Source organism: Cohnella sp. GCM10020058 (genome assembly GCF_042683485.1).
GTDB lineage: Bacteria > Bacillota > Bacilli > Paenibacillales > Paenibacillaceae > Cohnella.
The window spans coordinates 424,746-451,339 of record NZ_JBHUJV010000008.1; the positions used below are offsets into that span (position 1 = coordinate 424,746).

Genomic DNA, 26,594 nt, shown 5'->3' on the forward strand with positions numbered 1-26,594 from the left:
TGGGTCGTACCGAATTGAACTAAGGACAAAGGCAGGTTACAATGGGAGCAGTTGTCCAACATTTATGGAGCAGGTGAGCCCACTTGTCAAGCTATACCATCATGCCCACGATCAGCACGAGCTTCATCGCGTTAAGCGCGATTCTTGTGGCGATCGGCTGGAATCAGATTATCCGGGGCAAACGCGAGTCCCACAAGAAGACGATGATCGCGGCTGCGATCGCGGCGGTCATTTTCTTCATTATCTACGTATCCCGCACGATTTTTGTCGGCAACACCGAGTGGGGCGGACCGGATCACCTCAAGACGATATATTTGATTTTCCTGCTGTTCCATATTACGCTGGCGATGGTCGCGGCCGTGTTCGGCATCACGACGCTGGTACTCGGTTTCAAGGAAAAGTATGCGAAGCATAGGCGCTGGGGCCGCGTGACCGCCGTCGTATGGTTCGTTACCGCAATAACGGGGGTTACCGTATACGTTCTGTTGTATCTGCTATATCCGGGCGGACATACCAAGCCGGTGATCGACGCGATTTTCGGCTAGTATAATCGTATTGTTCCAGGAGATTCGGTAAAAGCAAGGAGCAGTCGCTACGTCATTATCGACGAGGGACTGCTTCTTTGCTTTGTGCGGCTTCAGACGGCCGTCTGCGGAAAACTAAGCGAGATAACGGCCCCGCCCGTTGGATGATTGCATGCACGGATTAAACCGCCGCACCGCTCGACGATCGCGCGAGAGATGGCCAAGCCGAGGCCGGTCTCGCCGTCCTTGCCCTTGACGAAGCGATGGAACAGATGAGGGAGCAGGGTATCCGGGAATCCTGCTCCGTCATCCCGCACGCAGATAACGATTCGGCCTTCGTCAATACTCGCTTCGATGACGATGCACTGTCTTGCATGGCGCGCGGCGTTGGATACGACATTGAGCAGCGCCTGCATTAACTTGTCTTTGTCGGCCATGATCGCGAGCACGTTTTTTGTGTCGTCGGCGCAGACGGTGTCCAGGGACAGGCCCCTTGCCGCAAGCAGCGGATTAATCCGTTCGGCGACGCCGGTCAGCAGCTCGCGCACGTGAACGACGATCGGTTGTACGATGTCTTCTTCGCTGTCTAGCTTCGCGAGCAGTGTCATCTCCGTGACGAGCTTCGTCATCCGACTGCTCTCGTTCATAATGATGTTCAGTCCCTTTCGGGCACCTTCGCCTTCAAACACGCCGTCGCGAATGCCTTCGGCATAGCCGGCGATCGACATGAGCGGTGTCTTCAGCTCGTGGGAGGCATTTTGGAAAAACTGCTTCTGCACCCGGTTATAGCGCTCCAATTCTCCGGCAAGGTCGTAAACGGTTCGCGCGACGGCGCCGATCTCGCCGCCGGCCCGAACGAGTCGGACGTCGGCGAATTGTCGCTCTTGCACCTTCGCGAGCTCGCCGCGCAGCTTCATCATCGGGCGAATGAGCCTGCGGGTAATCAGCAGGCTGAGCAGCAGCGCCACCGCGCCGCCAATGCCCAGCACGATTAGCAAACGGCCGAGAAGCGCGCGTTCGATGGCGTTGACCTTGCTGATCGGCGTCCGCAGCGTAAGCGTGCCTTGGGGGACAAGGTCCGTATGAACAAGATAGCCGCTGCTGCTGACCGACGCGCTCGAGGCGGTTAACCGAGCCGGCACTCCGCCGGCGGATAGAACAGCCGCAGAGAGGGGCTGCGCCGTAGCCACGATCGACGCCATTTCCGTGCCGCCGCTGACGATATGACCCTCGCTATCCGAGATATAAGCCTCGACGCCGACAGGCAGCGCAACGGCCTGACCGAGGGAGAGCGTCGTATCGGAAGGCTTTGTCAGGGTCACGGCTTGCAGTTGGAGACGGGTTGCGATGCTTGAGGCCACCGTGCTCAGCTCCTGCTTTTGCTCGCCCATGAAGTGATCGATCAGGACCAGATGGATGAGCAGCGCCGTCATGCCCAATACAAGCACGAGCAGCGCGCCGAAAGCCAGATTGATCTGATGCAGCAGCTTCATGGCTGAATCCCTCCGTCCGCTCTTAAACGGTAGCCGTGCCCCCATACCGATTCGATCGGGAGCTGCTCGGCTTTTTTACGCAGCCGCTTGATGAGATGATCCACAGCCCGGTCGCTGCCGAAATAATCGTCGCCCCATACCAGCATGAGCAATTGTTCCCGCGTAAACGCGCGATTGGGATATTCCGCCAGCGCCTGGAGCAGCGTGTATTCCTTAAAGGTCAGATCCAATTCCGCGCCGCGCCAAAAAGCGCGCCGTTCCTCCGGATACACCCGCAAGGAGTCAACTGCGAGAACGGTAGGAGAGACTGCGGCAACAGTCGTCTCGTTCGCGGCATGAAGCTTGTACCAGCGCCGCAGCTGGCGCTTGACCCGAGCCACCAACTCCCGAGGGCTGAAGGGCTTCACCAGATAGTCGTCGCCGCCCAGCTCAAGCCCCAGTATTTTATCGACCTCGTCGTCCCTGGCCGAGATCATGATGATGGGCACTTCTGCATCGCCGCGAATGCGTCTGCATAGCTCATACCCGTCCATGCCGGGCAGCATGATATCGAGCACCCAGAGATCCGGCGGGCTGCTCATCCACAGTTCCCATGCTTCTTCCGCGGTGCAAAGACCGACGGTGCGGTAATTTTCTTTGTTCAGATAAGCCTCGACGAGATGGCGGATGTTCGCGTCGTCGTCTACGACGGCAATCGTATATTCGTTGATAGGAAAAGACCTCCCCGACCGAGCTATACGGTTATTATAGCAAGCGCGGCTTGAAGCCGGTCGCGTGCCATCGTTTTTCCACAACTTCACCAATCGTCTGCCACACCCGGAATCTAAAGTAAGAGAGGCAAGACAAACTATAAGCAGGAGTGATACTGGTATGAAAAACAATTCCCTGTTCGCCAAAATTGCCGTCACCGCCATGGCCGTCACCGCGCTGGCCAGCCCCGTCGCCGCCTTTGCGGCGGCAGGACCGGCGCTTTCCAAGCAGTACGCGATCTCCCAGGCTTCGCTGGCCGGCGCGCCCGCACAATTCACGTCAGCGAAGGCGGTCTCGTTGTCTGCGGCCATTCAGTTGCCCGATCCGACCGAGCTCGCCGCGAAGTACGCGCCGGACACCGTGCAGGATTGGAAGGAGACGCTGGCGGCCTATAACAAACTCGTTCAGGGGAAGGGCGCGCTGACGCTGACGTTAACTGCCGTGCCAGCGGCAACTGCTTCGAGTCTAGCCGAGACTTCGAGAGCTGCGTATCCCGTAACCGCCGTGGATGTCCAACAGGGGGGCTTGACGGCGCCGACAGGAACAGTGTCGTTGCAAGCAGTGAAGATCGTTGATGGCGGCAATCTGAAGTCCGTGGCGATAGGGACGTCCCGCGCAGAGGGGACAGTCGCGACGGCAGTTGCCGCTGTATCTCCGGCGGGAACCGGCATTCTATCGGGCCGTATCGCGCTGGGCGAAGCCGTAGAGACGGGCGATGCAGAGAAGATCAAGCATGCGCTCGATAAGCTGCTGGCACAATACAAGGCGATTGTCGGGGAACTGCAGCAGGCAGAGTAAGGAGCAACAGTTTGCAAAAGGTTAGGAGAAACGCGTAGAGAGACCGCCGTCCGAGCGGCGAAGAAGAGCTTAAAAGCGGGACGAAGCAGGGGGTGACTCTGTTTCGTCCCTTTTTTGCATGCAAGACAGCGCCCTTGGGTTCGATGACAAAGAACAGCGCGATTTTCGGAGGTTGTGCCAAATGTGCGCGAAGTGAATTTACACCGGAAGATCCCCTTTTCTATACTGCTCATACACACACAAGAAGAGGGGATGAGTCGGATGCACGATCGCTGGCACGCCTACATCCGGCAAGATATAAAGCTGGAGCCGACCGGAAGCGGGCTGCTCGACGGCATTGCGTTCGCGGCAAAAGACGTGTTTGCCGTCAAAGGCCATATCCAGGGAGCCGGCAGCCCGGATTGGTCGCGGACGCATGCGGCAGCCGCCGGCCATGCACGTGCGATCGAGCTGCTGCTCGCGAGCGGTGCCAGGCTGAACGGCATGACGCATACCGACGAGATGATGTACAGCTTAAACGGCGAAAATTACAACTATGGAACGCCGATCAATCCGAGAGCCGAGCAGCGCATTCCGGGCGGCTCCTCCAGCGGATCTGCCGTTGCGGCGGCGGCAGGCCTCGCCGAACTTGCGATCGGCACCGATACCGGCGGCTCCGTCCGCATCCCGTCCTCGTATTGCGGCATCTACGGCTTCCGGCCGACGCATGGACGCGTGTCGCTGGAAGGCGTCGTGCCGCTCGCGCCGCTTTTCGATACGGTCGGATGGATGTCGCATTCGGCCAAGCTCGTCGCTGCCGCCGGTGAGGTGCTGCTGGAACAATCCGACCGGCAGAGGGATATCGCGGCGCTGCCGCGCAGGCTGCTTGTCGCAGCGGACACGCTGCGTGCAGCCGACCAGCAGACGCAGGCGGCATTGACGCCGCTGCTGGGCGAGCTCGCCTTGTCCTTCGGAGTAAGCGAGCGCGTCACGATCGCAGACGAGGGGCTGGAAGCGTGGATGCGGATCTTCAAGCTGCTCCAGGGCGTAGACATCTGGCGGACGCACGGGCTTTGGATCGAGCAGGCGCGCCCTCGGTTCGGGCCGGGCATCGCCGAGCGGTTCGCGTGGACGCGGACCATCGCGGACGCCGACTGCCGCCAGGAGCGTGAGGCCATGACCGATATACGCGCGAGACTCGCCGCCTTGCTGGGAGACGACACCTTGCTGGCGATTCCGACGGCGACCGGTCCGGCGCCGCTTCGCAGCACGCCGCTCGCGCAGATGGAGCAGCTTCGCATCCGCACGCAGCAGCTGTCCTGCATCGCGGGCATCGGCGGACTGCCGCAGATCACGCTGCCTTGGGCGACTGTAGACGGCTGCCCGGTCGGGTTGTCCCTCATCGCCGGACCCGGGCAGGATCGGATGCTGCTGCATTGGGCGGCCGAATGGGAAGCGCAACATCGGAGCGCAGTCGGATAGGACGGCCGGGTACTGACCGTAGTCAAGAGAGTACCGTGGAGCGCTAACGGCGTCAAGACGGTTGCAGGCAAAAGGCAAAGGAGAGAGCAGGAATGAGCAGAGCGGCAGCAGGCAAGCAAGCGATGGTGGTCAGCCCGCACGATCTCGCATCGGAGGCCGGTGCGGAGATGCTGCGCCGGGGCGGCAATGCGTTCGATGCGGCTGTCGCCGTCAGCGCGTGCCTGGGCGTCGTTTATCCGCATATGACAGGACTCGGCGGCGACTGCTTTTGGTTGGCGTATGGCGCAGCCGAAGGCCGCGTCCGCGCATATAACGGCAGCGGGCGATCGGGCGCGGCTGTCGACCGGGGCTGCTTCGCCGGCATGGCGGCCATTCCGCATCGCGGTGCCCGCAGCGCGATCACGGTGCCGGGCATGGTCGACGGCTGGGCGGCCGTGCTGGGCGAGTACGGCAAACTGTCGCTGGCGGAGGTGCTGGCGCCGGCGATTCGTCACGCGGCCGAAGGCTTTCCTTTGTCGCCGGATCAGCATTTTTTTACCGTGAAATGCAGGGATATGCTTGGCGAGTGTCCGCAGACAGCCGCGATTTATTTGCCGCAGGGCGCAGTCCCCGCAGCCGGCGACCGCTTCGTGCAGCGAGAGCTCGCAGCGACTTTGCGGGCGCTTGCCGAAGGCGGCCGCGAAGCGTTCTACGAAGGCGAGATTGCGGAGCAGATCGTCGCGGGTCTGCGTAAGGCCGGCGGACTGCTGTCGGAGGCGGACTTCGCCGCGCATCGCGGCAGCTGGGAAGAGCCGGCGACCGGCGCTTATCGCGGATACACGCTCTATCAGGCGCCGCCGAATTCGCAAGGTTTTACCGGTATTATGGCGCTGCAGGTGCTGGAACGCTTCGAGCCGTCCTCGACTCCGCACGGGGCCTACACCTACTATCACCGGATGATCGAGGCGATCAAGCTGGCGTTTATCGATCGCAACCGGGCGCTTACGGATCCCGATTTTCATAAGATACCGCTGGAGCGCTTACTCAGCCAAGCCTATGCCGACGAGCTGGCTGGATGCATCGATCCTTATCATGCAATGGACTTCGACAGCCCGCCCGCCGGCAGCGACACGGCGTATGCTGCGGTCGTTGACGAGGAAGGCAACGCCGTCTCGTTCATCCAGAGTCTGTACTTTGAATTCGGCTCGGGCTTTACGGCAGGAGAGACCGGCATTTTGATGCAGAACCGGGGCTCCTTTTTTTCGCTGGACCCGGCGCATGTCAACACGCTGGAGCCGAGCAAGCGAACCTTTCATACGCTCATGCCCGCTATGGCCTGCCTGGACGGCAAGCCGCGTTTTCTGTACGGCACCCAAGGCGGGGAAGGGCAGCCGCAGACGCAGACCGCGATTTTTACGCGCATGGCGGACTACGGAATGGCGCCGCATGAAGCGGTCGCCGAGCCCAGGTGGCTGTGGGGACGCACCTGGGGCGAGGCGTCGCGCGAGCTGAAGCTCGAGAGCCGAATCGACGCAGAGACGATCCGGCGGTTGGCGGAGGCCGGACATGACGTTCGCGTCGTAGACGCCTTCGATTATCGGATGGGGCATGCGCACGCCATATCGATCGGCAGCGACGGCTTGATGCGCGGCGGCACCGATCCGAGATGCGATGGCGCCGCCATTGGCTGGTAGATTTCATCGCAAATGGGAGGAGGGGAGCGCATGCGCGTCCTAAGGATTAAGACGGAGGAGCGGGAACGGACGGCGATTGGACTGCCGCAAGGTCTGCTGACCGTGGAAGCATTGAGCAAGGCTGCGGGGCGGAGCTGGCAGGAGGAGCTTCCTGCGCTGCTGGAGACGGGGGCGCTGGCGGATATCCGCGCTTGGCTGTCGACCGAAGAAGGAGCGAGCATCGCAGCTGCTTTGCCGCCTTTAGCGCCAGAAGGGTACGAGGCCGCGCCCATCATTCGCCGCCCTCGTAAAATATGGGGAATCGGATTCAACTACTTGAGCGAGTCGCAGGAGCGGGAGCGCAAGAATTGGGAGAGCGAGGAACCGGTCGGATTTATGAAGCCCGATACGAGCCTGATCGGGCCCGGTGACAGCATCGTACTGCCGGCCGCCATCGGACGCGTGCAGGCGGAGGCGGAGCTCGCCATCGTGATCGGGGCTGTCTGCAAGGACGTGAGCGAAGCGGATGCGCCCAGCTATGCGGCGGGATTCGTCGCGGCGATCGACGTGACGGCTGCGGACGTCCATGCGCGTCATCCACGATTCCTCACGCGGGCGAAGAGCTATGACACGTTCTGCAGTCTCGGCGCCGAGCTGATCACGCCGGACGAGCTCGGCGATATCGACCGGTTGACGGTGTCGACGGCGCTGAACGGCGAAGTCCGGCACAGCCGCCCGGTGTCGAGCATGATCTACCGGCCCTGGCGCGCGATCGCGTTCCACTCCCGGTTCATGACCTTGCTGCCGGGCGACGTAATCTTGACCGGTACGCCGGGCGCCGTCCCGATCGCGGACGGAGACCGGATCGCCTGCCGGATCGACGGTTTCGAACAACTGGCGAATCCGGTGTGCGAAGAGACCTAGCCCTTGCTTGAGAAAAAAGAAGCCGCACGGCGAACCCGAATCGGATCGGGGACCGTGCGGCTTTTTTGCGATTAGACGGCGGACTTGTTCAAGATGAAGTTTTCTACGTCAAAGGCCTTGAGCGGCTTGCTAATATAGTAGCCCTGCATCTCGTCGCAGCCCTGCTCGGCGAGAAATACAGATTGGGAAAGCGTCTCGACGCCCTCGGCGACGACTTGGAGATTCAGGTTGTGCGCGAGCGAGATAATCGTCGCCACGATGGACCGGTCCTTCGTCTCCGAATGCATCTGGCGGACGAACGACTGGTCGATCTTGAGCCGGTCGACGGGAAAACTTTTGAGATAGCTCAGCGAGCTATAGCCCGTGCCGAAGTCGTCGATCGAGATGGAGACGCCGAGTGTCTTGAGCTGGCGCAACGTCTCGATCGAGCGGTTCACGTCCATCGTCATCGATTCGGTAATCTCCAGATCGAGGAGCTCAGGGGGCATGCCCGTCTCGCGGACGACGCGCTCTACGGACTCGGCGAAGTCGGGGCTCACGAATTGGCGGCTCGACAGATTGACCGACATGCGCAGAGGCCCGACCTCGGAAAGGCTCCAGCGACGCGCGAGCGTGCAGGCGGTGCGAAGCGCCCACTCGCCGATCGGCACGATCATGCCCGTCTCCTCGGCGAGCGGGATGAACTCGGCCGGCGAAATGAGCCCCTTGGTGCTGTGCTGCCAGCGGATGAGCGCCTCCACGCCGACAACCTTGCCGGACGCGAGCTCGACCTGCGGCTGATAAACGAGGAAAAACTCGCCGCGGTCCAGCGCCTTGCGCAGCTCGTTTTCCAACTGAACCCGCTCGAAAAGGGAGTCGTTCATCGACAAGTCGTAGAAGTTGTACGTGTTCTTCCCGTTTTCCTTGGCCGAGTACATCGCGGTATCCGCGTTTTTCATGAGCGAGATGAGCGAATCGCCGTCCTCCGGGAACAGCGCGATGCCGATGCTGGCGGTGATATGCACGTCCTTGCCGCGCAGCGAGAACGGGATGTCGAGCTCCCGGTTGATACGGGCCGCGATTGCCTGCGCGTCCTCGCGCGTGATGCCGCCGGTCAGCAGCACGGAAAACTCGTCTCCGCCCAGTCTGGCGACGATGCCGGTATGCTTGACCGCTTCGCTCAGCCGATCGGCGACGGAACGGAGCAGCAGGTCGCCCACATCGTGACCCTGCGAATCGTTGACCAGCTTGAAGCGGTCGATGTCGAGGAACAGGACGGCGGCGGGCTGCCCGTCCTGCTGTTGATCCGCGATCGCCTTGACGAGCTGCTGCTCGAACAGGCGCCGGTTGGGCAGTCCCGTCAGCTCGTCGTGATGCGCCATATGATTCATTTGCCACTCGGCCTGCTTGCGCTCCGTGATGTCGCGAACGATCGTGTACACGCCGACGACCTGACCCTCGACGAGGACGGGGACATTGGTGTTGTTGACCTCAAGACGCCGGCCGCCGCGGTGGATGAGGGCGCAGTCGAAGTTGCGCGACTGTCCCGTGACCGTATGTTGAAAGTTGACGGCCACCGTATGCTGGTACTCCGGCGAGATCATGTCTCTCAGCCTGAGCTTGGACAGCGCATCCCACTCGTAGCCGGTCAGGCGGAAGGCCGCGAGGTTGGCGTCCAGCAGCTTGCCCTCGAGATTGTAGGAGAAGACGGCGTCCTGGCTGTGCCTGAACAGCGATTCGATCCGCATGTCCCGCTCCAGCTGACGACGCATCTGCGCCTTCCAGAACCGCTCCATGAAAATGGCGGCGAACGCGATCCCGACAACGAATAGCGTAGCGAATCCCAGGAAAAAGGAGATCATGGCGGAGGAGTCGCTCTGTCCGGCGGTCAGAAGCTCTTCCGGGGACGTCCAGGAGACAAGCGCCAGCCCGATATGGATCGACGCGGTAAAGGCGGTGCCAAGAAGCAGGCCCGCGATGGCCTTGCGCTTGGGTCCGCGCGACGTCTGGAACTTGTACGCGATCCAGAGGACGACGATGAACGCGGCGGCGACGACCAGCGTGAACCAGGCGAACGTCCCGGCCTCAAAGCGCGGATGGAGGCTGGCGCGCATGGCTTGAAGACCTGCATAGGGCAAGACTGCCGCACAGATGCCCGCGATGCCGCCGCGCACTAGCAGCGAACCCCTGCTAAGCTTGGGTTGGCTGACCGCTCGTAGGACCAGTGCCGCAGCAGCCGCAGCGATCGCCAGCGCCAGGATCACCGTGCCGTAATCGTATTCGACGCCGGTAGACCATCTGTATGCATTAATCTCGTAAAAGCAGACGGCCCAAATGCCCGCCCCCATAACCGCGATCCCGCATGCCAGCCAAGCGAGACGGGACCGGCCCTTGGAAGCCGCGGCATACTGAAGCGACATGCTCAGGCCGGTATAAGCGGCAATAGAGGCCACGAAGCAAGATAAAACGACCATGGTCGCATTGTATGAGCTTTGAAGTTCGATCAACGTGACCATCCTAACTATGGCAATGATTGACATGAAACGACATAATCTGATTTTACCGGGTTAACCGCGCGTTGGATAGGCCTATTTATTCATTTAAGTATAAAAAAAGAACCTTATGCCATATTTAGGGGCAAATGAGACACGCCGCCAACCGAAATTTTCGAAGCATTGGGCATTTGTGCATGCTTGACGGGCTGTCGCTCGTAACCCGCGTTGAGTGTAGATCTACGTGCATACTTGAACCGTGGGCAGCCGGAAAGCGCGCAAACTGTAGATCTACGTGCATACTTAACTCGCATATGCAGGCCGATAAAAAGAATCCCCCGCCCGGACGACACGGCCTGGCGAGGGTGAAATAAGGCTATTGATCTTTGAGCGCGTTAAGGAACGCCTTCGGAATGTCGGTCTCGAAGCGCAGCCCCTCGCCGGTCTCAGGGTGGACAAAGGCGAGCACTCTCGCGTGCAGCCCGAGGCGTCCGAGTACCTTGGTGCGCGCGCCGTACTTTTTGTCGCCGACGACCGGGTGGCCGATGTCTTGCATGTGGACGCGGATTTGGTTTTTGCGGCCGGTCTCGAGCTTGACTTCGAGCAGTGAGAGCTGCGACTTGGCCTCAAGTGTCTTGTAATGCGTCACCGCATGCTGGCCGTCGTTCGGGTAGGGGCTCGAATACATTTTGAGCGTCTTGCTCTCTTTGAGCCAGGAGGAGATCGTGCCCTCGGCACGCGCGACGCGGCCCTCGACCAGCGCGACGTAAATCCGCTCGGTGACGGCTTCCTGCCAGTTGTTCTGGAGCGCCTGCTGAATCTCTTCGCGCTTCGCGAACATCATCACGCCCGAGGTGTCCCGGTCGAGCCGGTGCACGACGAAAATCCGGCTGCGGGGATCCGTCCGCCGCACGTGCTCGGTCAGCTGCCGATAGGCGGTCACCTCGGTCTCCTGCGCCGAAGCGATCGACAGCAGACCCGCGTCCTTGGCGACGACGATCAGGTCGTCGTCCTCGAACATGATGGACAAGCCGATCAGCGGCGGAGCCTCTTCGATCCGCTCCCGACTCACGGAGACGGAGGCGCCCGGCGCAAGCGGGTGATTGTAGGCGGTGACGGTCGTGCCGTCGACGGATACCTGGCCGCGGGCGAGGATTGCCTTGACGGCGTTGCGCCCCTGGCCGCTCAGCTTGGCGAGCAGGAAGGGCAGCAGTTCGGACGGCTCCAGAACCGCGAAGCTGCGCGAGCCTCCGCCGGCCTGGCGCTTAGGTTCGCCTGCTCTACCAGCGGAAGACTCCACATTGCCTCCGGCACGTCCTTGCGCAGATCGCGCAACATCGGCGCTTCCTCTGTAGCGCCCCTGCCCGGCATTACCAGCGTTGCCGTCCCTGCCCGAGCGCCCCTGCCCGGCACGGCCTGCGCCGTTGTCCCTGGCTGCGCGCCCCTGCCATACCGCTTCGCCGTTCTCCCGCGAATCGCTTCTCCGCGGCTTGCCGGCCTGTCCTCGGCCGCCTCGATCGTTTTTCCCGCTCATTTCTCTGTTCCCTCCGGTCATTGCGCCCCGTCCGCATCTCCCGTGCGGCAGGCGTGGTGTCTTTATTCTAATAGATAAAGCCATTTGCAACAAATCCGCATGACAATCGCTTCAGACTAAATTCCAGATTCAGGATTGACAGGGCTTCTCGGCAGTGTTTATACTGTGTATAAGGATATACACACAGTATGGGTGACGGAGGCGAGCAGATGTCTGGATGGCGCGCGACCAAGGCGCTGGCGGCATTTGAGTTCAAGCGCGATTGGCTGGGGCTGGTGTTCACTGCAGTGTTCGCCCTATATGTAGGAACGATTATCAGCGCGCTGGTCGACGATAGATTCAGCGGCAGCGGCGTGTCCCGCTACTTGAGCGGTATGGCGGACTGGCTGTACACGTTCACGATTCCGGCGTTCGGCTGCGCGATGAACCGCACGATGTTCGCATACTGGAGAGGGGACGTCTTCACTAAGCGGCTGTCGCACTGGCGGACGATGCCGATTCCCGTAGCGCGGATGGCCAGTGCCCGGATGCTGCTCGCTGGAACGACGCTGGCTGCGATCGGCGCGATCTTTTTTACCGTCCAGTACCTGCTCGCGCCTGCGCTTCGAGAGCGGGTGTCCCCAGGCGAGTGGGCGGCTGCGGCTGCGGTCTGGCTCTGCTACGGATTGATCATGAACGCGGTCATTCTGTACCTGGAGATGGGCTTCAACGGAAGAACCTACGTCAAGTCCTATCTGACGATCTGCCTGCTGCTCGGACTGATCTCGCTAGGCGCGGCCTGGCAGGGATTCAGCCTTGTGGGCGAACTTCTGGATTCGGTCCGCGAAGCGCCGATACTGCTGCCGGCCGGAACGGCGCTGATCGCGGCAATCGCGCTCTACGTCATGCGGCGGGCGATCGTCAAGCGAATGGAGAGCAGGAGCTATACTTTTTAATGAAGTAACGGGAGGAAATGAGGCGAGGCGGTTTGTGGATACCCGTTCATATCGATGAGAATCGGCCCGAGCCTCTGTACCATCAAGTGGAGGTCCAGCTACGAAGCCTCATCCTTAGCGGGCAGCTGGCAGAGGGCACGCTGCTGCCGTCCATTCGGGAGTTCGCGGCCGATCTGAGATGCAGCGCCATTACGGTGCGAAGAGTGTATCAGGATCTGGAGAATGAAGGGCTCCTGCGCACGAGACAAGGGACAGGGACGTTCGTAGCGGGCATCGATCAGTCGGCGCGGGATGAGTTCAGGCTCGTGCGCGTCGTCGAAGCCTTCGAGCGTGCGGTAGAGACCGGACTGCAGCTGCAGTGCAGCCGCGAGGAGATGGAGCGAATCTGGCGCGAAGCCTATGAGCGCAAGCGGGCGGAAGCCGAGGGGGAAAAGGGGGGGCAGCGATGAGTCTCGGAATGTACGGCTTGGAAAAAACGGAGAGCGGCAACGACGCCGTCTCGCTGAAGGGAGCGGCCGTCCGGCACGACGGGTTCGCGCTCGGACCGCTCGATTTGTCCGTGCCTGCCGGGATGGTGACCGCCATCGTCGGACCGAACGGCTCCGGCAAGAGCACGCTGCTGCGGCTGCTGCTCCGGCTCGCGCCTTGCGAGGGCGAGGCCGCGGTACTCGGCCAGCGTCTGTCGCCGGACAGCGACGAGGGGCTGAGGGAGAGGATCGGCTTCGTATCCGAGCTGCCTCACGCTTACGAGAACCATCTCACTGCCGACGAGAAGGCCCGGTTCGCCTCCAGGTGGTACCCCGGCTGGACCTGGGAAAGATACGAACGGCTGATGCGAAGCTTCGACGCCGATCGCGTCAAAAAGCTCGGCAAGCTGTCCAAGGGAATGCGGCGCAAGGCGGAGCTCGCGGTCGCGATGGCCCATGATCCGGAGCTGCTGCTGCTCGACGAGCCGTCTTCCGGCCTCGACCCTTCAGCCTGGAAGGCGCTGCTGGACGAACTCACGCGCTACATGGACCGAGGGGATCGCACGCTGATTTTTGCGACGCACATCACGGAGGAGGTGCGCCGGCTCGCGGACTACGTGCTGTTCATGCATCGGGGCCGGTGCCTCGGGCTGTACGAGAAGGACCGGTTGTTCGAGGCATGGCGGGTGCTGGCCGTCCAGCGGACGGACGGTGCGGCCGGCAAGGAGGACGCGGCTCGGCTGCTGAAGCAGGCGCCGGGCGTCCAGGGGGCGCATGAGGCAGGCCCCGGCATCTGCCGGATCGAGTCCGACGCGCCCGAGGAGACGGAGGCTTATTGCCTCTCTAACGGCTATCGGATCCTGTCCTCGCAGCGCATGGAATTGGAAGAGATCATGGCTTGCCTAGTTCGGAAGGGGGATGCGGGAAGATGAATCCGCTGGTAATCGAAAAGGTGTTTAAGCAATACGGGGACAAAACCGCAGTCAACGGGCTCAGCTTCGAGGTGGCGCAAGGGGAGATCTACGGGCTGCTCGGCGCGAACGGCGCGGGCAAGACGACGACGATGCGTATGGTGCTCGGACTCATTCTCCCGGACGGAGGCAGCATCCGCTACCGCGGGAAGACCTATAGCACCGAGCAGCTCTCGATGCTGGGCTACCTGCCGGAGGAGCGGGGCATGTACCCGAAGATCAAGGTGAGCGAGCAGATTCTGTATCTGGCGCAGCTGCGCGGCATGTCGCGCCGGGATGCCGACGCGAACCTGAAACGGTGGCTCGACCGGTTTCAGGTGCCGGAGTACTACAACAAAAAGGTCGAGGAGCTCTCCAAGGGCAACCAGCAGAAAATCCAGTTCATCGCCGCGGTCATTCACAAGCCAAGCATTCTCATTATGGACGAAGCGTTCAGCGGTCTTGATCCGGTCAACGTCGAGCTGCTGAAGTCGACGGTTAAGGAGCTGCGCGACGATGGCGCGAGCATCGTCTTCTCGACGCACCGGATGGAGCATGTCGAGGAGTTGTGCCGCAACATCACGATCATGCACAAGTCGAATCCGGTGCTGCAGGGGCCGATCCGCGACATTAAGAGTCGTTTTCCCAAGGAAAAAGTGGTCGTCGGTGCAGAGCGGGATATCCCCGGGCTGGATCGCATTCCCGGCGTTGTCTCCGCGACCCGTACCGAGCGAGGGTACGATCTGCGCATCTCCCGTAAGGAAGCCGCACAGGAGATCCTGAAGCACGCAATGGCACAAGGCCCGGTCGAACGCTTCGAGCTGCTGGAGCCGACCCTGAACGAAATCTTCATTAAGACGGTAGGTGAGAGCCATGAATAGCATGCGTACGGTCATTGCCTTCACGATGCGGAATAAGCTCCGCAGCAAGTCTTTCATCATTACCACGATCATCCTTGGCGTATTGCTCGTCGTCGGCGCCAATGTGCCGTACTTCATCGACAAGCTGACGGGGCCGGGCTCGGCCGCGAAGGTGGGCTATATCGCAAGCGAACAAGGCGAGATCATCAAAGGGCTGGAGCAGCAGTTCGGGCAGGCGGAAAAAAAGCAGGTGGAGCTCGTGCCGGTCGAGGCGTCCGGCTCCGATGCCGACAAGACGGCCGCGCTCGGGCAGGCCATTGAAGACGGCAAGATCAAAGGCTATCTTACCTTTACCGAAAATAAAGAAGTCGGCTTCCCCGACGTCGTCTACCACTCCAAAAAAATGCTCGACACCGATACGGCCGGCGCGCTGCAGAGCGGCCTGCAATTCGTAAAGACCCAGCAGGCGGTCCGCGACGCCAACCTGACCAATGAACAATATTTCAAGCTGCAGGCACCCGTCAAGCTCGACACCGTGCAGATCGCGGACGGCGGCGGCAAGACGGAGGCCGAGCAAGGGACGGCCATCGGCTTGACCTACGCCATCCTGATTCTGCTGTTCATGTCCGTTATGATTACTGGCCAACTGATCGCGACCGAGATCACCGCCGAGAAGAGCTCGCGCGTCATGGAGATCATCGTCACGAGCGTGGCGCCGCTCAAGCAGATGTTCGGCAAGGTCATCGGCACCTTCCTCGTCGGCCTGCTCCAGCTCGTCGTGCTCGTCGGCGCGGCGCTTATCAATCTCACGTTGCCGCACAACAAGGGTGCGCTCGAGAAGTTCGGCATCGACCTGTCCAGCGTCGAGCCCAAGATGATTATCTTCGCGATTCTCATGTACTTGCTCGGTTACTTCCTGTATGCGATGCTGTTCGCCGCCATCGGCTCGCTCGTCAGCCGGACGGAGGATCTCAGCCAGACGTCGATGCCGGTCACGATGCTGTCGCTCGCGGGCTTCTATATCGCCATCTACGGCCTGACGAACCCCGAGAGCACGTTCATCACCGTATGCTCGTTCATCCCGTTTTTCTCGCCGTTCATCCTGTTCCTCCGCATCGGCCTCGCCGATCCGGCCTGGTGGGAGATCGTCCTGTCGGTCGGTATTCTGATCGCCTCCGTGCTGGTTATCGGCTGGCTCGCCGCCAAGATCTACCGTGTGGGCGTGCTCATGTATGGCAAGAAGCCTTCGTTCAAGGAAGTGTTCAAGGCGCTTAGGGCTTATAAGGTTTAAGACGAATAGGGATCAGAGGCAGCCCGGGACTTATTTTCAGTCCAAGGCTGCCTCTTCATTCGCCGACGATGCCGCGATCGCCGAGAGGGCGCTGCCCTATATCAATGCGGCATTTGAAGCGGGGCTTGTGCAAGGGCAGAGCCTTAACAAGTTCAATCCGCTGGCTCCGATCACACGAGCCGAAGCGGTCGTGCTGCTGGCGCGGCTGGCGTCGTTGCAATAAGATCACGGTTATGTAGGAGAAGACTAAAATGAGTATTTTTCCCGGAAACCGAATCGTTCATGATGAAGCCGATCGAATCATGAAAGAGCTGCTGCAACAAATCAATCCTCAAAATCTTAAATCGATAGATAACATCAAGAACTGGGCTCGAGTGGATGACGAAGTTTATAATACGGATGCACTTTCTTCCGAAGATCCGTACTACTTGTTTTATAAGCACCCCACTCATGATTTTATGGATAAGTTGTTTTTAACGAGTAAGACGGAAGTCGTTGCATTCCTTAAAGTCAGAGTGAATCCTGAACGCGGGGACGGCGTGGACGTCATAGTCGCGCCCCAAGATTATTCAAAAATAATCGTGTGCAACCATGACGGGCAGATTTATTTGGCAAAATAATTCTGCCTTAGGCGATCAACGCGGAGGCAGTCTGCACTAACGTGGAGGCTATTTGAAATGACGACTTTGAATGCTCATTTTTTATATGCTCAATTTGATGAAGAAATTGATGTATTGATGATTGGTTTTGTTTGAAGCGGGATTTGGCAAGGTTCATATTACTTATAACGATGAGTCGCAGTCATTATATGGCGGTATCTCGCAGCTTCACTTCACGCCGAATCGGACGGAAATTACGATGAATGAAGATGCTGCCGAAATATTAAACAGCAGCTCCGTTATCGTGATTAATTATCGTTTAGAGGGTAATTCTAACCACCTTGAATGATTTAATCCCAATAGAAGTCAGTTAGATCAAGCCCTTGATCTGACTGGCTTTTTTTAAATATCGGAGAGCCGGCGCTTTTCGGACGTATGGCGGAGGAAAAACCTGCATTTGTACATGTATTTTTTGCCGGCCGCCGGCTCGTGATGAAATGCCTGCAAATGTGCAGGTAAATGCCAAGCAAAAGCCGAAAATCGGGCTGAAGGAGGAAAATACCTGCGTTTTTGCATCTTTTCTTCTCGAAAGGATAGACATCGGCGAAAAAAGATGCATATTTGCAGGCTTTGCGGCGACGGAACGAATCGGAGGTCGATTGGCGATTCATCGCAACGGCAAAGGCTGTCGGACGAGCCAGCGATGGGCGTTTCGGTTATTCTTCAAACGAAATGGCCGCGCGCCACTTTTTCTAACGGGAACAATAGATTCTCATTTAGAAAAGGCTTACAATATGGTGAAAGTTGCGGTACGTGGAGGTGCGCTTCGATGCTGAGCCTGTTGATCGTCGACGATTTCGAAGTGGAGCGAGAAGAAGCGATAGAGATTATTGAAGAAGCGGGGCTCCCGGTCCGGATCTTCGGAGAAGCGACCAACGGCAAGGAAGCATTGCGGATGCTCGAGTCGCAGCAGCCCGATATCATGCTGGTGGACGTTGAAATGCCGCTGATGAACGGGATCGAGATGGCTAAAATCGTCAAGGAAAAATACCCGGCGATCAAGATGATCTTTTTCAGCTTCTATAATAAATTCGAATACGTGAAAAAAGCGATCGATCTGTCTTCTCACGGTTATGTGCTCAAGCCCATCGTGCCCGCAGAACTGGTCGAGGTCCTTCAGCGGACCATATACCTGTTGAATAGCGAGATTCAAAAAAAAACGGAACAGGAAAAGCTAAAGGCGATGCTGTCAAAAAGCATGCCCGCATTGGTTGAAAAGTTCAGCGCCGATCTGTTTTCCAAACCATTTAAAAACGAGGAAGAGCTTTGGGATACGGTCGATTTTTTCAAAATCGATTTGAAGAGAGCGCAATATACAGTCTGCGTGCTGGAGGTGGACGATTATCAAAACCTTGCGGCGCGGCGTACGGAAGACAAACAACTATTGTCCCTTTACATCCAGCAAACGATTGCGGATCACCTGACGGCGGCGGTCTCTATTATAACCTCGAAGCTTGACGAGTCTCATTACGGCGTTTTATTCAGCTATGACAGCGCCATGGGGCCGAGCAGCATACTGGAGCAAACGGAAAATTTGCTTTCCGGTCTTATCGAGAGGCTGCACTTGCAAGGCATAAGCTGCTCCGCAGGCTTAAGCGAAATCAGCGATCGAATCGGTGACGTCAGCGATTTGTGCGAGCAGGGGTTATTTGCGTTAAAGTTTAAATTTCATCTGGGCAAGCAGGAAATTATCCATATACGCGATGTGGAAACGAAAAAGTCGACAACCGTAAAGAACGATTGGAAGCTCCCCGAGCTTCAAAAGGAACTGAAGTTTTTAATTCATTCGGGTAATTCGCAAGAAATCGATCGCTTCGTAGAGCAATTTTCGGCTTTTGCGGATTCCCATGCCAGCGCGGATCAGGTCAAAGGCATTTTTTACGGAATCGTCACTTGCCTTCAATTTATGCTCATGGAAGAAAACGAACAATTTGAGCGTATCGTAGATTTGAATCGACCGATCTGGGAGAAATGGACTTTATTCGAAACGGTCGAGGAAATGAAAGCCTGGTTAAAGCAATGTTTGATGGACATTGCGGCCTACCTCGAACATAAGAAGCAGAATAAAAATACCCGGCTCATTCATGACATACAGACCTATATCAAGCAAAATCTGCGCGAGGAGCTCAGCTTGAAATCGATTTCCAGCGCGTTTTTTTACAGCCCTAATTATATCAACAGCGTATTCAAGCGGGAAATGAATACGACCATCTCCGAATATGTCATCCAGCAAAAAATCGATCTGGCCAAAGAAATGCTGGCCAATCCCCAATACAAAATCTATGAAATCTCGGAAAGCATCGGCTATGTGAACGAGGCGCACTTCCGAAGCAAATTCAAAGAGCTTACGGGTTATAGTCCCAAAGAATTTCGGGAGAGAATCTGACGATGAAGTGGCCGAAGCTGCATGACATCAGCCTGCGCAAAAAGTTAATGTTCAGTTTTACGACCATTTTGATTTGCGCGATTTTGACGATCAGCTGGTCCTCCTACGCCATCGCGGCCAGGTACGTCGAGCAGAATGAAATGAAATGGCTGCTGAGAAATCTGCAGCAAGCCAGCAACGTCATGGATTTTCAGCTTACCGTTTACATGAAAAAAAGCGATATCCTGTTTAATAACACGCTTTTCCAGGAAACCTTGGCCCAGACGTACACGGATATCGATATGGTGTCGAATGCTTATGCCAACGTGATCTATAAAGTAATACGTTCCATCTTCGAGGAAACCGGATATACCGAGGGCAGCTTTTCTACGAAGTCGGCAACCGCGGCTGAAGCGGTAATTCCAGTGATTTACGTCGACAACGATTCTTTGCCCAAGGATGGCGGGGGGATCAGGGACATGCAGGAAATGGCCGCTAACGCTTGGTACCCGGCCTTTCTTTCGTCCAAGAAGACGTTTTACTGGTTGGCGAATCAATCGGGACAGTCGACGTATATTTCGATGAATCGAAAGTTGATGGATTTTAAGACGATCAAGCAGCTCGGCATGTTGGACCTGAACATTTCCACCGGCATTTTTAAAGGGATATTCAGCCGCAACGATCAGTTCGTGTCCGGTCAGATCTTTTATTTCGACGAATCGGGACAAACGGTTTTTTCTTATCCGGACAAGCCCGCTTCTTTTCAAACGGGGGAATTAAGCGCGCATGCCTGGGACGGCAAGGAAGGCTACTTCAAATATAAAAACGGCAGCGATAATTATATCGCGGCTTATACGACCTCCGACGTGACGGGGTGGCGGCTGGTATCCTTGTACAGAACGGATCTGGTTGCAGAGAAATTGGCCCCCATTACGAAGATTACGCTCGTTGTGTTGATTCTCACCTTGCTCTGTTCGTTTATTTTGACTTATTTTGTGTCCTCTGCGATCACCAAGCGGATCTCCAAAGTCGTCTCCCAAATTCGCCGATTCCAAGCCAAGGGCGTGGATGGGGAAGAAACCCGCTCCGTAACCGGCAACGATGAGATCGGCGTGCTCGATAACAGCTTCGTGCAAATGACCAAAAGAATTAACGAGCTGATCCAGCATGACTATAAATCGAAATTAGTGGCCCGAAGCATGGAGGTTGAATTGCTGCAGGCGCAGATCAATCCCCACCTGCTGTATAACACGCTCGCGCTCATTAAAAGAAAGGCGAAGCGCTTGGGCGCAGAAGATATTTTTCAGACGACGGAAAGGCTGATCTTCTTTTACCGCAATTTCCTTCATAATGGCGAGCTCATTACAAGCGTATCCGAGGAAATAAGCATGATTCGCGATTATATCGAAATTTTGAAATTTACCTATAACGTTCAGTTCGAGGCGGCCTTTCAAATCGAGGAAAGCATTGAGCCGTGTTATACCATCAAGCTTTTTCTGCAGCCCATTATCGAAAATGCGATTGTGCATGGACTTCGTCCTGTTCATACGGAAGGGCGGCTGGATATCAAGGGGTATCGCTCGGAAGGGAACGTTGTATTTCAAGTAACGGATAACGGCGCGGGCATCCCCGGAGAGCAATTGGACGGACTGAACAAGGCGATGCTGGACGGCTCCGGCGGATACGGATTAAGCAACATTATGAAGCGCATCAAGCTATATTTCGGAGAGGAATACGGGATTTCAATCGAGAGCGTGTATGGCGAAGGAACCGTCGTCACGGTTATTCTCCCCTTTATGACCAAGGAGGAGGTCGCCAGGCTTTTCCGCTTTGCCGATCGTTTGCGCATGGAATAGCGTTCGTTTCGTATATTTATCGTTCATTCCGTGTCTGTTTTCCGGTCTTTTCTCCCCCCTATAATTAAAACGAGAGAAACGTTTGGGGGAGAGAGCGACATGGCTGCGTATTTTTTTCATGAAGCCCTTAATCGGTTGCTGAGCGAGGACGACTGGCTAATCGTACAAAGTGCGTATGATGCAAAAAGCAATTTAAAGCATGAAACCCTATTTACGCTGACGAACGGGTATATGGGAACGCGCGGCGCTTTCGAGCAGGGGGCCGTTCCGGAAATGCCGGGAAATTATTTGGCGGGCGTCTTCAACAAAGGGGACGGGCCGGTCAGAGAATTGGTGAATCTGCCCCGCTGGCACGGCATATCCGTATTTGCGAACCGAAATGCTCTCCGTTACGCAGAGGAAGCGAGCCCGTTAAACGCGCAAACCTGCGAAGTCATACGATTTTGCCGCATTCTCGATATGAAGCAGGGTATTCTGATTAGCGAAAGCGTATACAGAGATTCGGCCGGCCATGAAACTGCGGTTGGGGCATGCCGATTTGTAAGCCGCGATGACGTTCATCGTGCCGGGATCCGATTGCTCGTAACGCCACTTAATCATGAAGGCGTATTCGGCATAGAAAGCTATCTTGACGGAGCGGCGGTCAATTGGAAGACGAATCCGAAGTTCCGTGCCAAACACTATAATATCGTCGCTGCCGAAGGCACCGATTCCGAGCAGCTCTATTTGGAAGCGGTCACAAAGGATGAAGCCATCCATATCGGAATGGGATCTGCCATTCATGGCCTCTCCAGATTCGGTCAACAAACGCCATTGCCGACGATTTATCACAAATTTTCAAACGACGGCGGGCAGTGCGCGGAGTATGTCGAGTTCCGCATCGGCCGGCAGGAGACGGTGCAGCTCGATAAGCTCGTTGCCACCTATCATTCCCTGGAGCTTAACGAGGATCGCCTGCGGGATGCCGTTCACCGCAATCTGGCGCAGTATCGGTCCGAAGGCTGGACGGAGGAGCTGCGCAAGCATACGGATCGTTATGCAGAGATGTGGAAGGAAGCGGACATCCAAATCGCGGGCAGCGAGGAAGATAATCGGCTCGTTCGTTTCAATCTCTTTCATTTGATGAGTACGGCCTATTCCGGATCGCCTGCCGTCAGCATTGCGGCTAAGGGACTTCACGGCGAAGGCTATTGGGGCCACGTCTTCTGGGATACGGAAATCTTTATGCTGCCTTTCTTTATGTATACGTTCCCCGATCTGGCTAAATCCCTGTTGAAATATAGGTACGAGAAGCTTGATGGCGCGAGAGAAAATGCGAGAGTCGCAGGTTATGCGGGCGCCAAGTTTCCTTGGCAATCCGCTGCCGGCGGGCAGGAGGAAATTCCGCCGTTCTCGTACGACGAGTACGGCGCGCCCCAGCCGCTGTGGATGGGCAAGATCGAAGATCACGTAACGGCGGATATCGCCTATGCCGTATGCCAGTACGTCTCCGTCGTCGACGATCCGGCATTTATGCTGGAATACGGACTGGAGCTGCTGATCGAGACGGCGCGCTTCTGGCAATCGCGGGTTGCATTCGATGCGGAGCGCGGACAGTATGTCATTCTGAACGTGATCGGACCCGACGAGTTTCACGAGCACGTGGACAACAATGCCTATACGAATGGGATGGCGGCTCATAATTTAGTCCAGGCGGCCGATCGGTTAACGGATTATCAGGCACGGTTTCCCGCAGAAGTGAGCGGATTGCTGGCGCGGTTGGCATGGCGGCCGGACGACATCGCCGAGTGGAGACAAATAGCGGCTCTCATGTATATTCCGCGCGACGAAGAGCAGCTTTTGATCGAGCAATTCGACGGTTATTTTCAAAAGAGAGATTATCAATTTACGGCATTCGACGATCACGGCATGCCCGTCTATACCGGCAATCCGCAATTGGCCGAATTGGCGCAGACTAAAATTATCAAACAGGCGGATACGGTCATGCTGCTATTGCTGCTGCGCGGGTTCGCCGATCCGGCGGCGATCAAGGCAAATTATGAATACTACGAAAAACGCACATGGCACCAATCCTCGTTAAGCATGGGCATGTCCGCTTTGATGGCTCAGCGCCTTGGAGATACGGAGAAAGCGTACGACCTGTGGCTGAGAACGGCAAAAACGGATTTGATGGACCGGCACGGCAATGCAGGCCTAGGTCTTCATGCGGCGGCCACCGGTGCAGTCTGGCAGGGACTGATCTTCGGGTTTGGCGGCGTGCAGCCGGACGAATCGTCCGGCATGCTGGAGATCGCGCCTTCGCTGCCCCGGGCTTGGAAGTCTCTGTCCTTCACCGTCCAATGGAGAGGGTATCGGCTAACCGTCGAAGCCGAGCCGGAGCAGCTGCATATTACGCTGCCCGAGATCGGGGAAGAAGCCTTCCAGGTCAAAATATGGGGACAAGCGTACGCTTGGAGCGCCGAAAAATCGGGCGAACGCATCGCTGTTCCCAAGCATCGGGAGGCAGCCGTGCATGGATAAGGCAATAAAAGCGGCGATATTCGACCTGGACGGGGTTTTGGTGGATACGGCCCAGTATCATTATCTGGCCTGGCGGCGCGTCGCAGAGGCGCTGAGCATTTCTTTTACGGAAGAAGACAATGAACGGTTGAAGGGCGTCAGCCGGTCGCAATCCCTGGATTATGTGCTGCAAAAGGGAAACGAAGCCATGACTGCGGATGAAAAACGGGAATGGGCTTCGCGGAAAAATACATGGTATCTCGAATATTTAGCCGGCTTAAACGAATCCCACCTCTTGCCCGGCGCCCGCGCGTACGTGGATTCGTTAAAAAAGGCAGGGGTGCGAATCGGATTGGGCACCTCCAGCAGAAACGCGGGCATCATCCTGGAGCGCCTGCGCATACAGGACTGGTTCGATGCCGTCGTAGACGGAAGCATGGTGGCGCAGACGAAGCCGGATCCGGAGGTTTTTCTGAAATGCGCGCAATTGCTGCAGGTACAGCCTGAATGCTGCCTCGTGCTCGAGGATTCGGCGGCGGGCATTGAGGCGGCTAAAAACGCCGGCATGAAATGCGTTGGCATCGGCGACAAGCTTTTGCTTAAAGAGGCGGATCTGGTAGTAAGCGGGCTGCGGGAGCTGCTGCTTTCCCCGGTCAGATACAAGGAGGCCGCTCCCTGATGATGAAGCTGGCTAAGCCGATTTTCTTGAAGGGGCTGTACCTGGAGAAAAACATACAGGCCGGATTCCGCAAAATCGTCAGGCGGCCTGGAGATTCGGATGAGGCTTGCTTGCTGAAAATTACCGCCCGTACCTTTTACAGGCTGTACGTCGACGGCCGATTGATGGGACATGGACCCGCGCGTGCCGCCCATGGCCACGCCAGAGTGGATGTGCTTGACATGACGGCCGTGATGGTCAAAGGAAGAGAGCATGTGCTGGCGATCGAGCTGGCCGGGTACAACGATCCGAATGTGTACGTAACGGGGGAATCCAGCTTCCTGATAGCTGAATTGACGGTCGGCGATACGTTGCTGGCTTATACGGATTGCAGCTGGCAAGGCTTCAGGCTGTATCAACGCCGACAGATGACCGAAGCTTTCTCCCATGCCAGATGCCTGGGCGAAACCTATGACCTGGACCGGTCCATTTTCGACTGGCGCGCGAATGCCGGAGAGGAGCCGGCGGGAAGGACGGAAGTGGAGGAGTTGGATGAACGGCCCGTCTTGCTGCCAAGAGTCGCGCCATTGCCGGATATGCGCATGGCGAGAGGCGCCAGGCTGATCGCCGTTCACGATACGGAAGCCGACCCGGATCTGGCGGTTGCCCCGCACCCGCATTTTCGGGAGGAGACAGATCACTTTTACGAGTCGCCGCCTGTCGTTGACCGCCCTTCCGTGGCATGCAGCAAGGAGATTGGGCTTCCCTTTACCGGCATCCAACGCATATATCCGGATAACGCTATTACGATTCAACCGGCTCCAGGCCTAGCCGCCGCTCTGGCCTATGACTTCGGCGAGATGAACAGCGGTTTTATCGGGATCGAATTCACCTGCCTGGAAGCGGGTACCTTGGATCTGGTTTTCACGGATTTGCTTGAAGACCGGGGAACCTTTAATCCTCGGCGCTCCGGCAGCAACAGCGTTATCCGTTTAAATAGCCAGCCCGGCCGGTTTACCTTCATTGCCTTCGAGCCCCACGCTTTTCGTTACGTGAAGCTGATCGTGCGCGGCCAGTCGTTTACGGTTCACGATTTATTTACGGTTTTATATCAATTTCAGCCGCCTTTGCAGAAAGCTTTCTTGTGTGACGACGGAGAACTAAACCGGATTTATGACGCGGCGGAGAAAACCCTGACCATGAATACGCTGGACGTGTTCATGGATTGCCCGGGAAGAGAAAGGGCCGGATGGCTGTGCGATTCTTTCTGGTCGGGGAGAGCGGCGCGGCTCATGCTCGGCGATACGTCCGTGGAGCGGGCGATGCTCGACAATTTTCTCCGCTCGGATCAAGCGCCGCTGGCAGAAGGTTTTTTCCCGGTCTGTTATCCGTCCGGCTTCGCCAATCAAGGCTGTTTTATTCCGAATTGGCCGTTGTTTCTGATTCTGGAGCTCGACGAATACGTCTGCAGATCGGGCGACATCCAGATGCTTGCCGATTATCGCCGGACGGTCGAGAACCTGCTAGGCCAATTCGCTCCTTATGAAAACGAGGCAGGCTTGCTGGAAAACCTGCCGGGCTATGTGTTCGTAGAATGGTCGTCCGCCAACCTGGAGGCGTACAAATCGCCCGTCTCCGTCGCAACGAACGCGCTCTATGCCCAAGTGTTGCAGCGCGCCGGCGAGATTTATCAGAAGCCGGAATGGATGGACAAAGCCGATCGCTTGCGGCGCATATTGCTCGGCCAATCCTTCGCCGGAAGCTGGTATTCCGATTCGCTGAAGCGCGATTCGGAGTGCGGTCTGATACCGGGACCCCTCTCCTCCGAAGCCGTCCAATATTATGTGCTCACGTTTGCCGCGTCCAGTCGGGACGAGCGGCCCGAGATGGTCCGGCGATTGATCGAAGCGCACGGTCCGGCTGCCCCGCAGCTTGCTTCGGATGTCATGCTGGCGCGCGCCGGCGTATTCATCGGTTATTTTCTTCGCTTTGACCTGCTGGCACGCTGGGGAGAGCATCGCCGTCTGCTCCGGGAAATGAAAGCTTTATTTTCGCACATGATCGACAACGGGCCCGGTACATTGTGGGAGCATACGTCGAGCTCGGACAGCGTCTGTCATGGATTTGCCGCCCACGCCGGCGTCTGGCTCGTTCGCGACATACTCGGCTTGTACGCGCCCGATGAGATTAATCGCACGGTTCGGCTCGCTCCTAATCCCTGCGGCTTGAAATGGTGCAAAGGAACGCTGGCCTGCAAAGGCGGCACGATCAGCGTCGAATGGCACCGGACGGACAGCCGGTTCGAGCTGATGGCCTACGTTCCGGACAGGTACGACGTATCGCTCGAAATTCCGCCGCCGTTCGCGCAGGGAACCCGTCTGGATAAATCGGTTTTGCAGAAGGGGCAGATCCATTTCATCATCAACAAATAGACAGGAGCGTCAGGC

General features: G+C 57.5%; 22 protein-coding genes. 18 read left to right on the forward strand and 4 right to left on the reverse strand.

The annotated features are described in order from the left end of the window. Positions 1-83: 83 nt before the first annotated feature. Positions 84-545: a DUF420 domain-containing protein gene (locus tag ACFSR7_RS14305; RefSeq protein ID WP_378162571.1), complete on the forward strand. Its 462-nt coding sequence runs from the start codon at positions 84-86 to the stop codon at positions 543-545. A 92-nt stretch (positions 546-637) separates the two neighbouring features. Here the strand turns inward: ACFSR7_RS14305 and ACFSR7_RS14310 are convergent, their stop codons facing one another. Continuing rightward, entirely contained in the window at positions 638-2,017 is a 1,380-nt protein-coding gene (locus ACFSR7_RS14310) for a sensor histidine kinase (RefSeq protein WP_378162573.1), read from the reverse strand. Continuing rightward, positions 2,014-2,727 carry a response regulator transcription factor gene (locus ACFSR7_RS14315; RefSeq protein ID WP_378163056.1) on the reverse strand — a complete coding sequence of 238 codons (714 nt, stop codon included), beginning with the start codon at positions 2,725-2,727 and terminating at the stop codon, positions 2,014-2,016. Before ACFSR7_RS14315 ends, ACFSR7_RS14310 begins: the two co-directional genes overlap by 4 nt. 160 nt (positions 2,728-2,887) lie before the next feature. On the opposite strand from ACFSR7_RS14315, the gene ACFSR7_RS14320 reads away from it, so the two are divergent. The 4 genes from ACFSR7_RS14320 to ACFSR7_RS14335 all read left to right on the forward strand — a co-directional run bounded on the left by ACFSR7_RS14320 (position 2,888) and on the right by ACFSR7_RS14335 (position 7,602). After that, positions 2,888-3,565: a hypothetical protein gene (locus tag ACFSR7_RS14320; protein ID WP_378162575.1), complete on the forward strand. Its 678-nt coding sequence runs from the start codon at positions 2,888-2,890 to the stop codon at positions 3,563-3,565. 261 nt (positions 3,566-3,826) lie between these two features. After that, positions 3,827-5,026, forward strand: a complete 1,200-nt coding sequence (locus ACFSR7_RS14325) for an amidase (protein WP_378162577.1) — start codon at positions 3,827-3,829, stop codon at positions 5,024-5,026. Between the two features lie 92 nt (positions 5,027-5,118). Then, on the forward strand, positions 5,119-6,699 hold the full coding sequence (ggt, locus tag ACFSR7_RS14330) for a gamma-glutamyltransferase (protein WP_378162579.1): 1,581 nt from the start codon (positions 5,119-5,121) through the stop codon (positions 6,697-6,699). 30 nt (positions 6,700-6,729) lie between these two features. Beyond that, the gene (locus ACFSR7_RS14335; RefSeq protein ID WP_378162581.1) at positions 6,730-7,602 is read left to right on the forward strand and encodes a fumarylacetoacetate hydrolase family protein; all 873 of its coding nucleotides are present in this window, start codon (positions 6,730-6,732) and stop codon (positions 7,600-7,602) included. Positions 7,603-7,673: 71 nt separating this feature from the next. On the opposite strand, the gene ACFSR7_RS14340 is transcribed toward ACFSR7_RS14335, so the two are convergent. Both ACFSR7_RS14340 and ACFSR7_RS14345 read right to left on the reverse strand, forming a co-directional pair. After that, on the reverse strand, positions 7,674-10,088 hold the full coding sequence (locus ACFSR7_RS14340) for an EAL domain-containing protein (protein WP_378162583.1): 2,415 nt from the start codon (positions 10,086-10,088) through the stop codon (positions 7,674-7,676). 361 nt (positions 10,089-10,449) lie between these two features. Beyond that, a complete protein-coding gene (locus ACFSR7_RS14345; RefSeq protein ID WP_378162585.1) occupies positions 10,450-11,607 on the reverse strand; it encodes an RluA family pseudouridine synthase in 1,158 nt (385 codons plus the stop codon). A gap of 209 nt (positions 11,608-11,816) precedes the next feature. Here ACFSR7_RS14345 and ACFSR7_RS14350 point away from each other — a divergent pair, with 209 nt between their 5' ends. The 13 genes from ACFSR7_RS14350 (at position 11,817) to ACFSR7_RS14410 (ending at position 26,579) form a co-directional block, all read left to right on the forward strand. Beyond that, positions 11,817-12,542, forward strand: coding sequence for a hypothetical protein (locus tag ACFSR7_RS14350; protein WP_378162587.1), 726 nt, complete (start codon positions 11,817-11,819; stop codon positions 12,540-12,542). Positions 12,543-12,574: 32 nt separating this feature from the next. Beyond that, complete coding sequence (locus tag ACFSR7_RS14355; RefSeq protein ID WP_282911191.1) at positions 12,575-12,991, forward strand: GntR family transcriptional regulator; 417 nt, start codon at positions 12,575-12,577, stop codon at positions 12,989-12,991. Next, positions 12,988-13,941, forward strand: coding sequence for an ATP-binding cassette domain-containing protein (locus ACFSR7_RS14360; protein WP_378162589.1), 954 nt, complete (start codon positions 12,988-12,990; stop codon positions 13,939-13,941). Before ACFSR7_RS14355 ends, ACFSR7_RS14360 begins: the two co-directional genes overlap by 4 nt. Continuing rightward, positions 13,938-14,840: an ABC transporter ATP-binding protein gene (locus ACFSR7_RS14365; protein WP_378162591.1), complete on the forward strand. Its 903-nt coding sequence runs from the start codon at positions 13,938-13,940 to the stop codon at positions 14,838-14,840. The genes ACFSR7_RS14360 and ACFSR7_RS14365 overlap by 4 nt, the downstream gene beginning before the upstream one ends. Continuing rightward, positions 14,833-16,110 carry an ABC transporter permease gene (locus ACFSR7_RS14370; RefSeq protein WP_378162593.1) on the forward strand — a complete coding sequence of 426 codons (1,278 nt, stop codon included), beginning with the start codon at positions 14,833-14,835 and terminating at the stop codon, positions 16,108-16,110. The genes ACFSR7_RS14365 and ACFSR7_RS14370 overlap by 8 nt, the downstream gene beginning before the upstream one ends. Then, positions 16,052-16,333 carry an S-layer homology domain-containing protein gene (locus ACFSR7_RS14375; RefSeq protein ID WP_378162595.1) on the forward strand — a complete coding sequence of 94 codons (282 nt, stop codon included), beginning with the start codon at positions 16,052-16,054 and terminating at the stop codon, positions 16,331-16,333. The genes ACFSR7_RS14370 and ACFSR7_RS14375 overlap by 59 nt, the downstream gene beginning before the upstream one ends. Positions 16,334-16,361: 28 nt before the next feature. After that, the gene (locus ACFSR7_RS14380) at positions 16,362-16,730 is read left to right on the forward strand and encodes a hypothetical protein (protein WP_378162597.1); all 369 of its coding nucleotides are present in this window, start codon (positions 16,362-16,364) and stop codon (positions 16,728-16,730) included. Positions 16,731-16,857: 127 nt separating this feature from the next. Further along, positions 16,858-17,058, forward strand: a complete 201-nt coding sequence (locus ACFSR7_RS14385; protein ID WP_378162598.1) for an Imm10 family immunity protein — start codon at positions 16,858-16,860, stop codon at positions 17,056-17,058. A 354-nt stretch (positions 17,059-17,412) separates the two neighbouring features. Next, the gene (locus tag ACFSR7_RS14390; RefSeq protein WP_378162600.1) at positions 17,413-19,155 is read left to right on the forward strand and encodes a response regulator; all 1,743 of its coding nucleotides are present in this window, start codon (positions 17,413-17,415) and stop codon (positions 19,153-19,155) included. A 2-nt stretch (positions 19,156-19,157) separates the two neighbouring features. Further along, positions 19,158-20,990, forward strand: coding sequence for a sensor histidine kinase (locus ACFSR7_RS14395; protein ID WP_378162602.1), 1,833 nt, complete (start codon positions 19,158-19,160; stop codon positions 20,988-20,990). A gap of 99 nt (positions 20,991-21,089) precedes the next feature. Next, the gene (locus tag ACFSR7_RS14400) at positions 21,090-23,510 is read left to right on the forward strand and encodes a glycoside hydrolase family 65 protein (RefSeq protein WP_378162604.1); all 2,421 of its coding nucleotides are present in this window, start codon (positions 21,090-21,092) and stop codon (positions 23,508-23,510) included. Further along, positions 23,503-24,168 carry a beta-phosphoglucomutase gene (gene pgmB / locus ACFSR7_RS14405; protein ID WP_378162606.1) on the forward strand — a complete coding sequence of 222 codons (666 nt, stop codon included), beginning with the start codon at positions 23,503-23,505 and terminating at the stop codon, positions 24,166-24,168. Before ACFSR7_RS14400 ends, pgmB begins: the two co-directional genes overlap by 8 nt. Continuing rightward, positions 24,168-26,579 (forward strand): alpha-L-rhamnosidase-related protein, encoded by a 2,412-nt coding sequence (locus tag ACFSR7_RS14410; RefSeq protein ID WP_378162608.1) that lies wholly within the window; start codon positions 24,168-24,170, stop codon positions 26,577-26,579. The genes pgmB and ACFSR7_RS14410 overlap by 1 nt, the downstream gene beginning before the upstream one ends. The last annotated feature ends 15 nt before the right edge of the window (positions 26,580-26,594 follow it).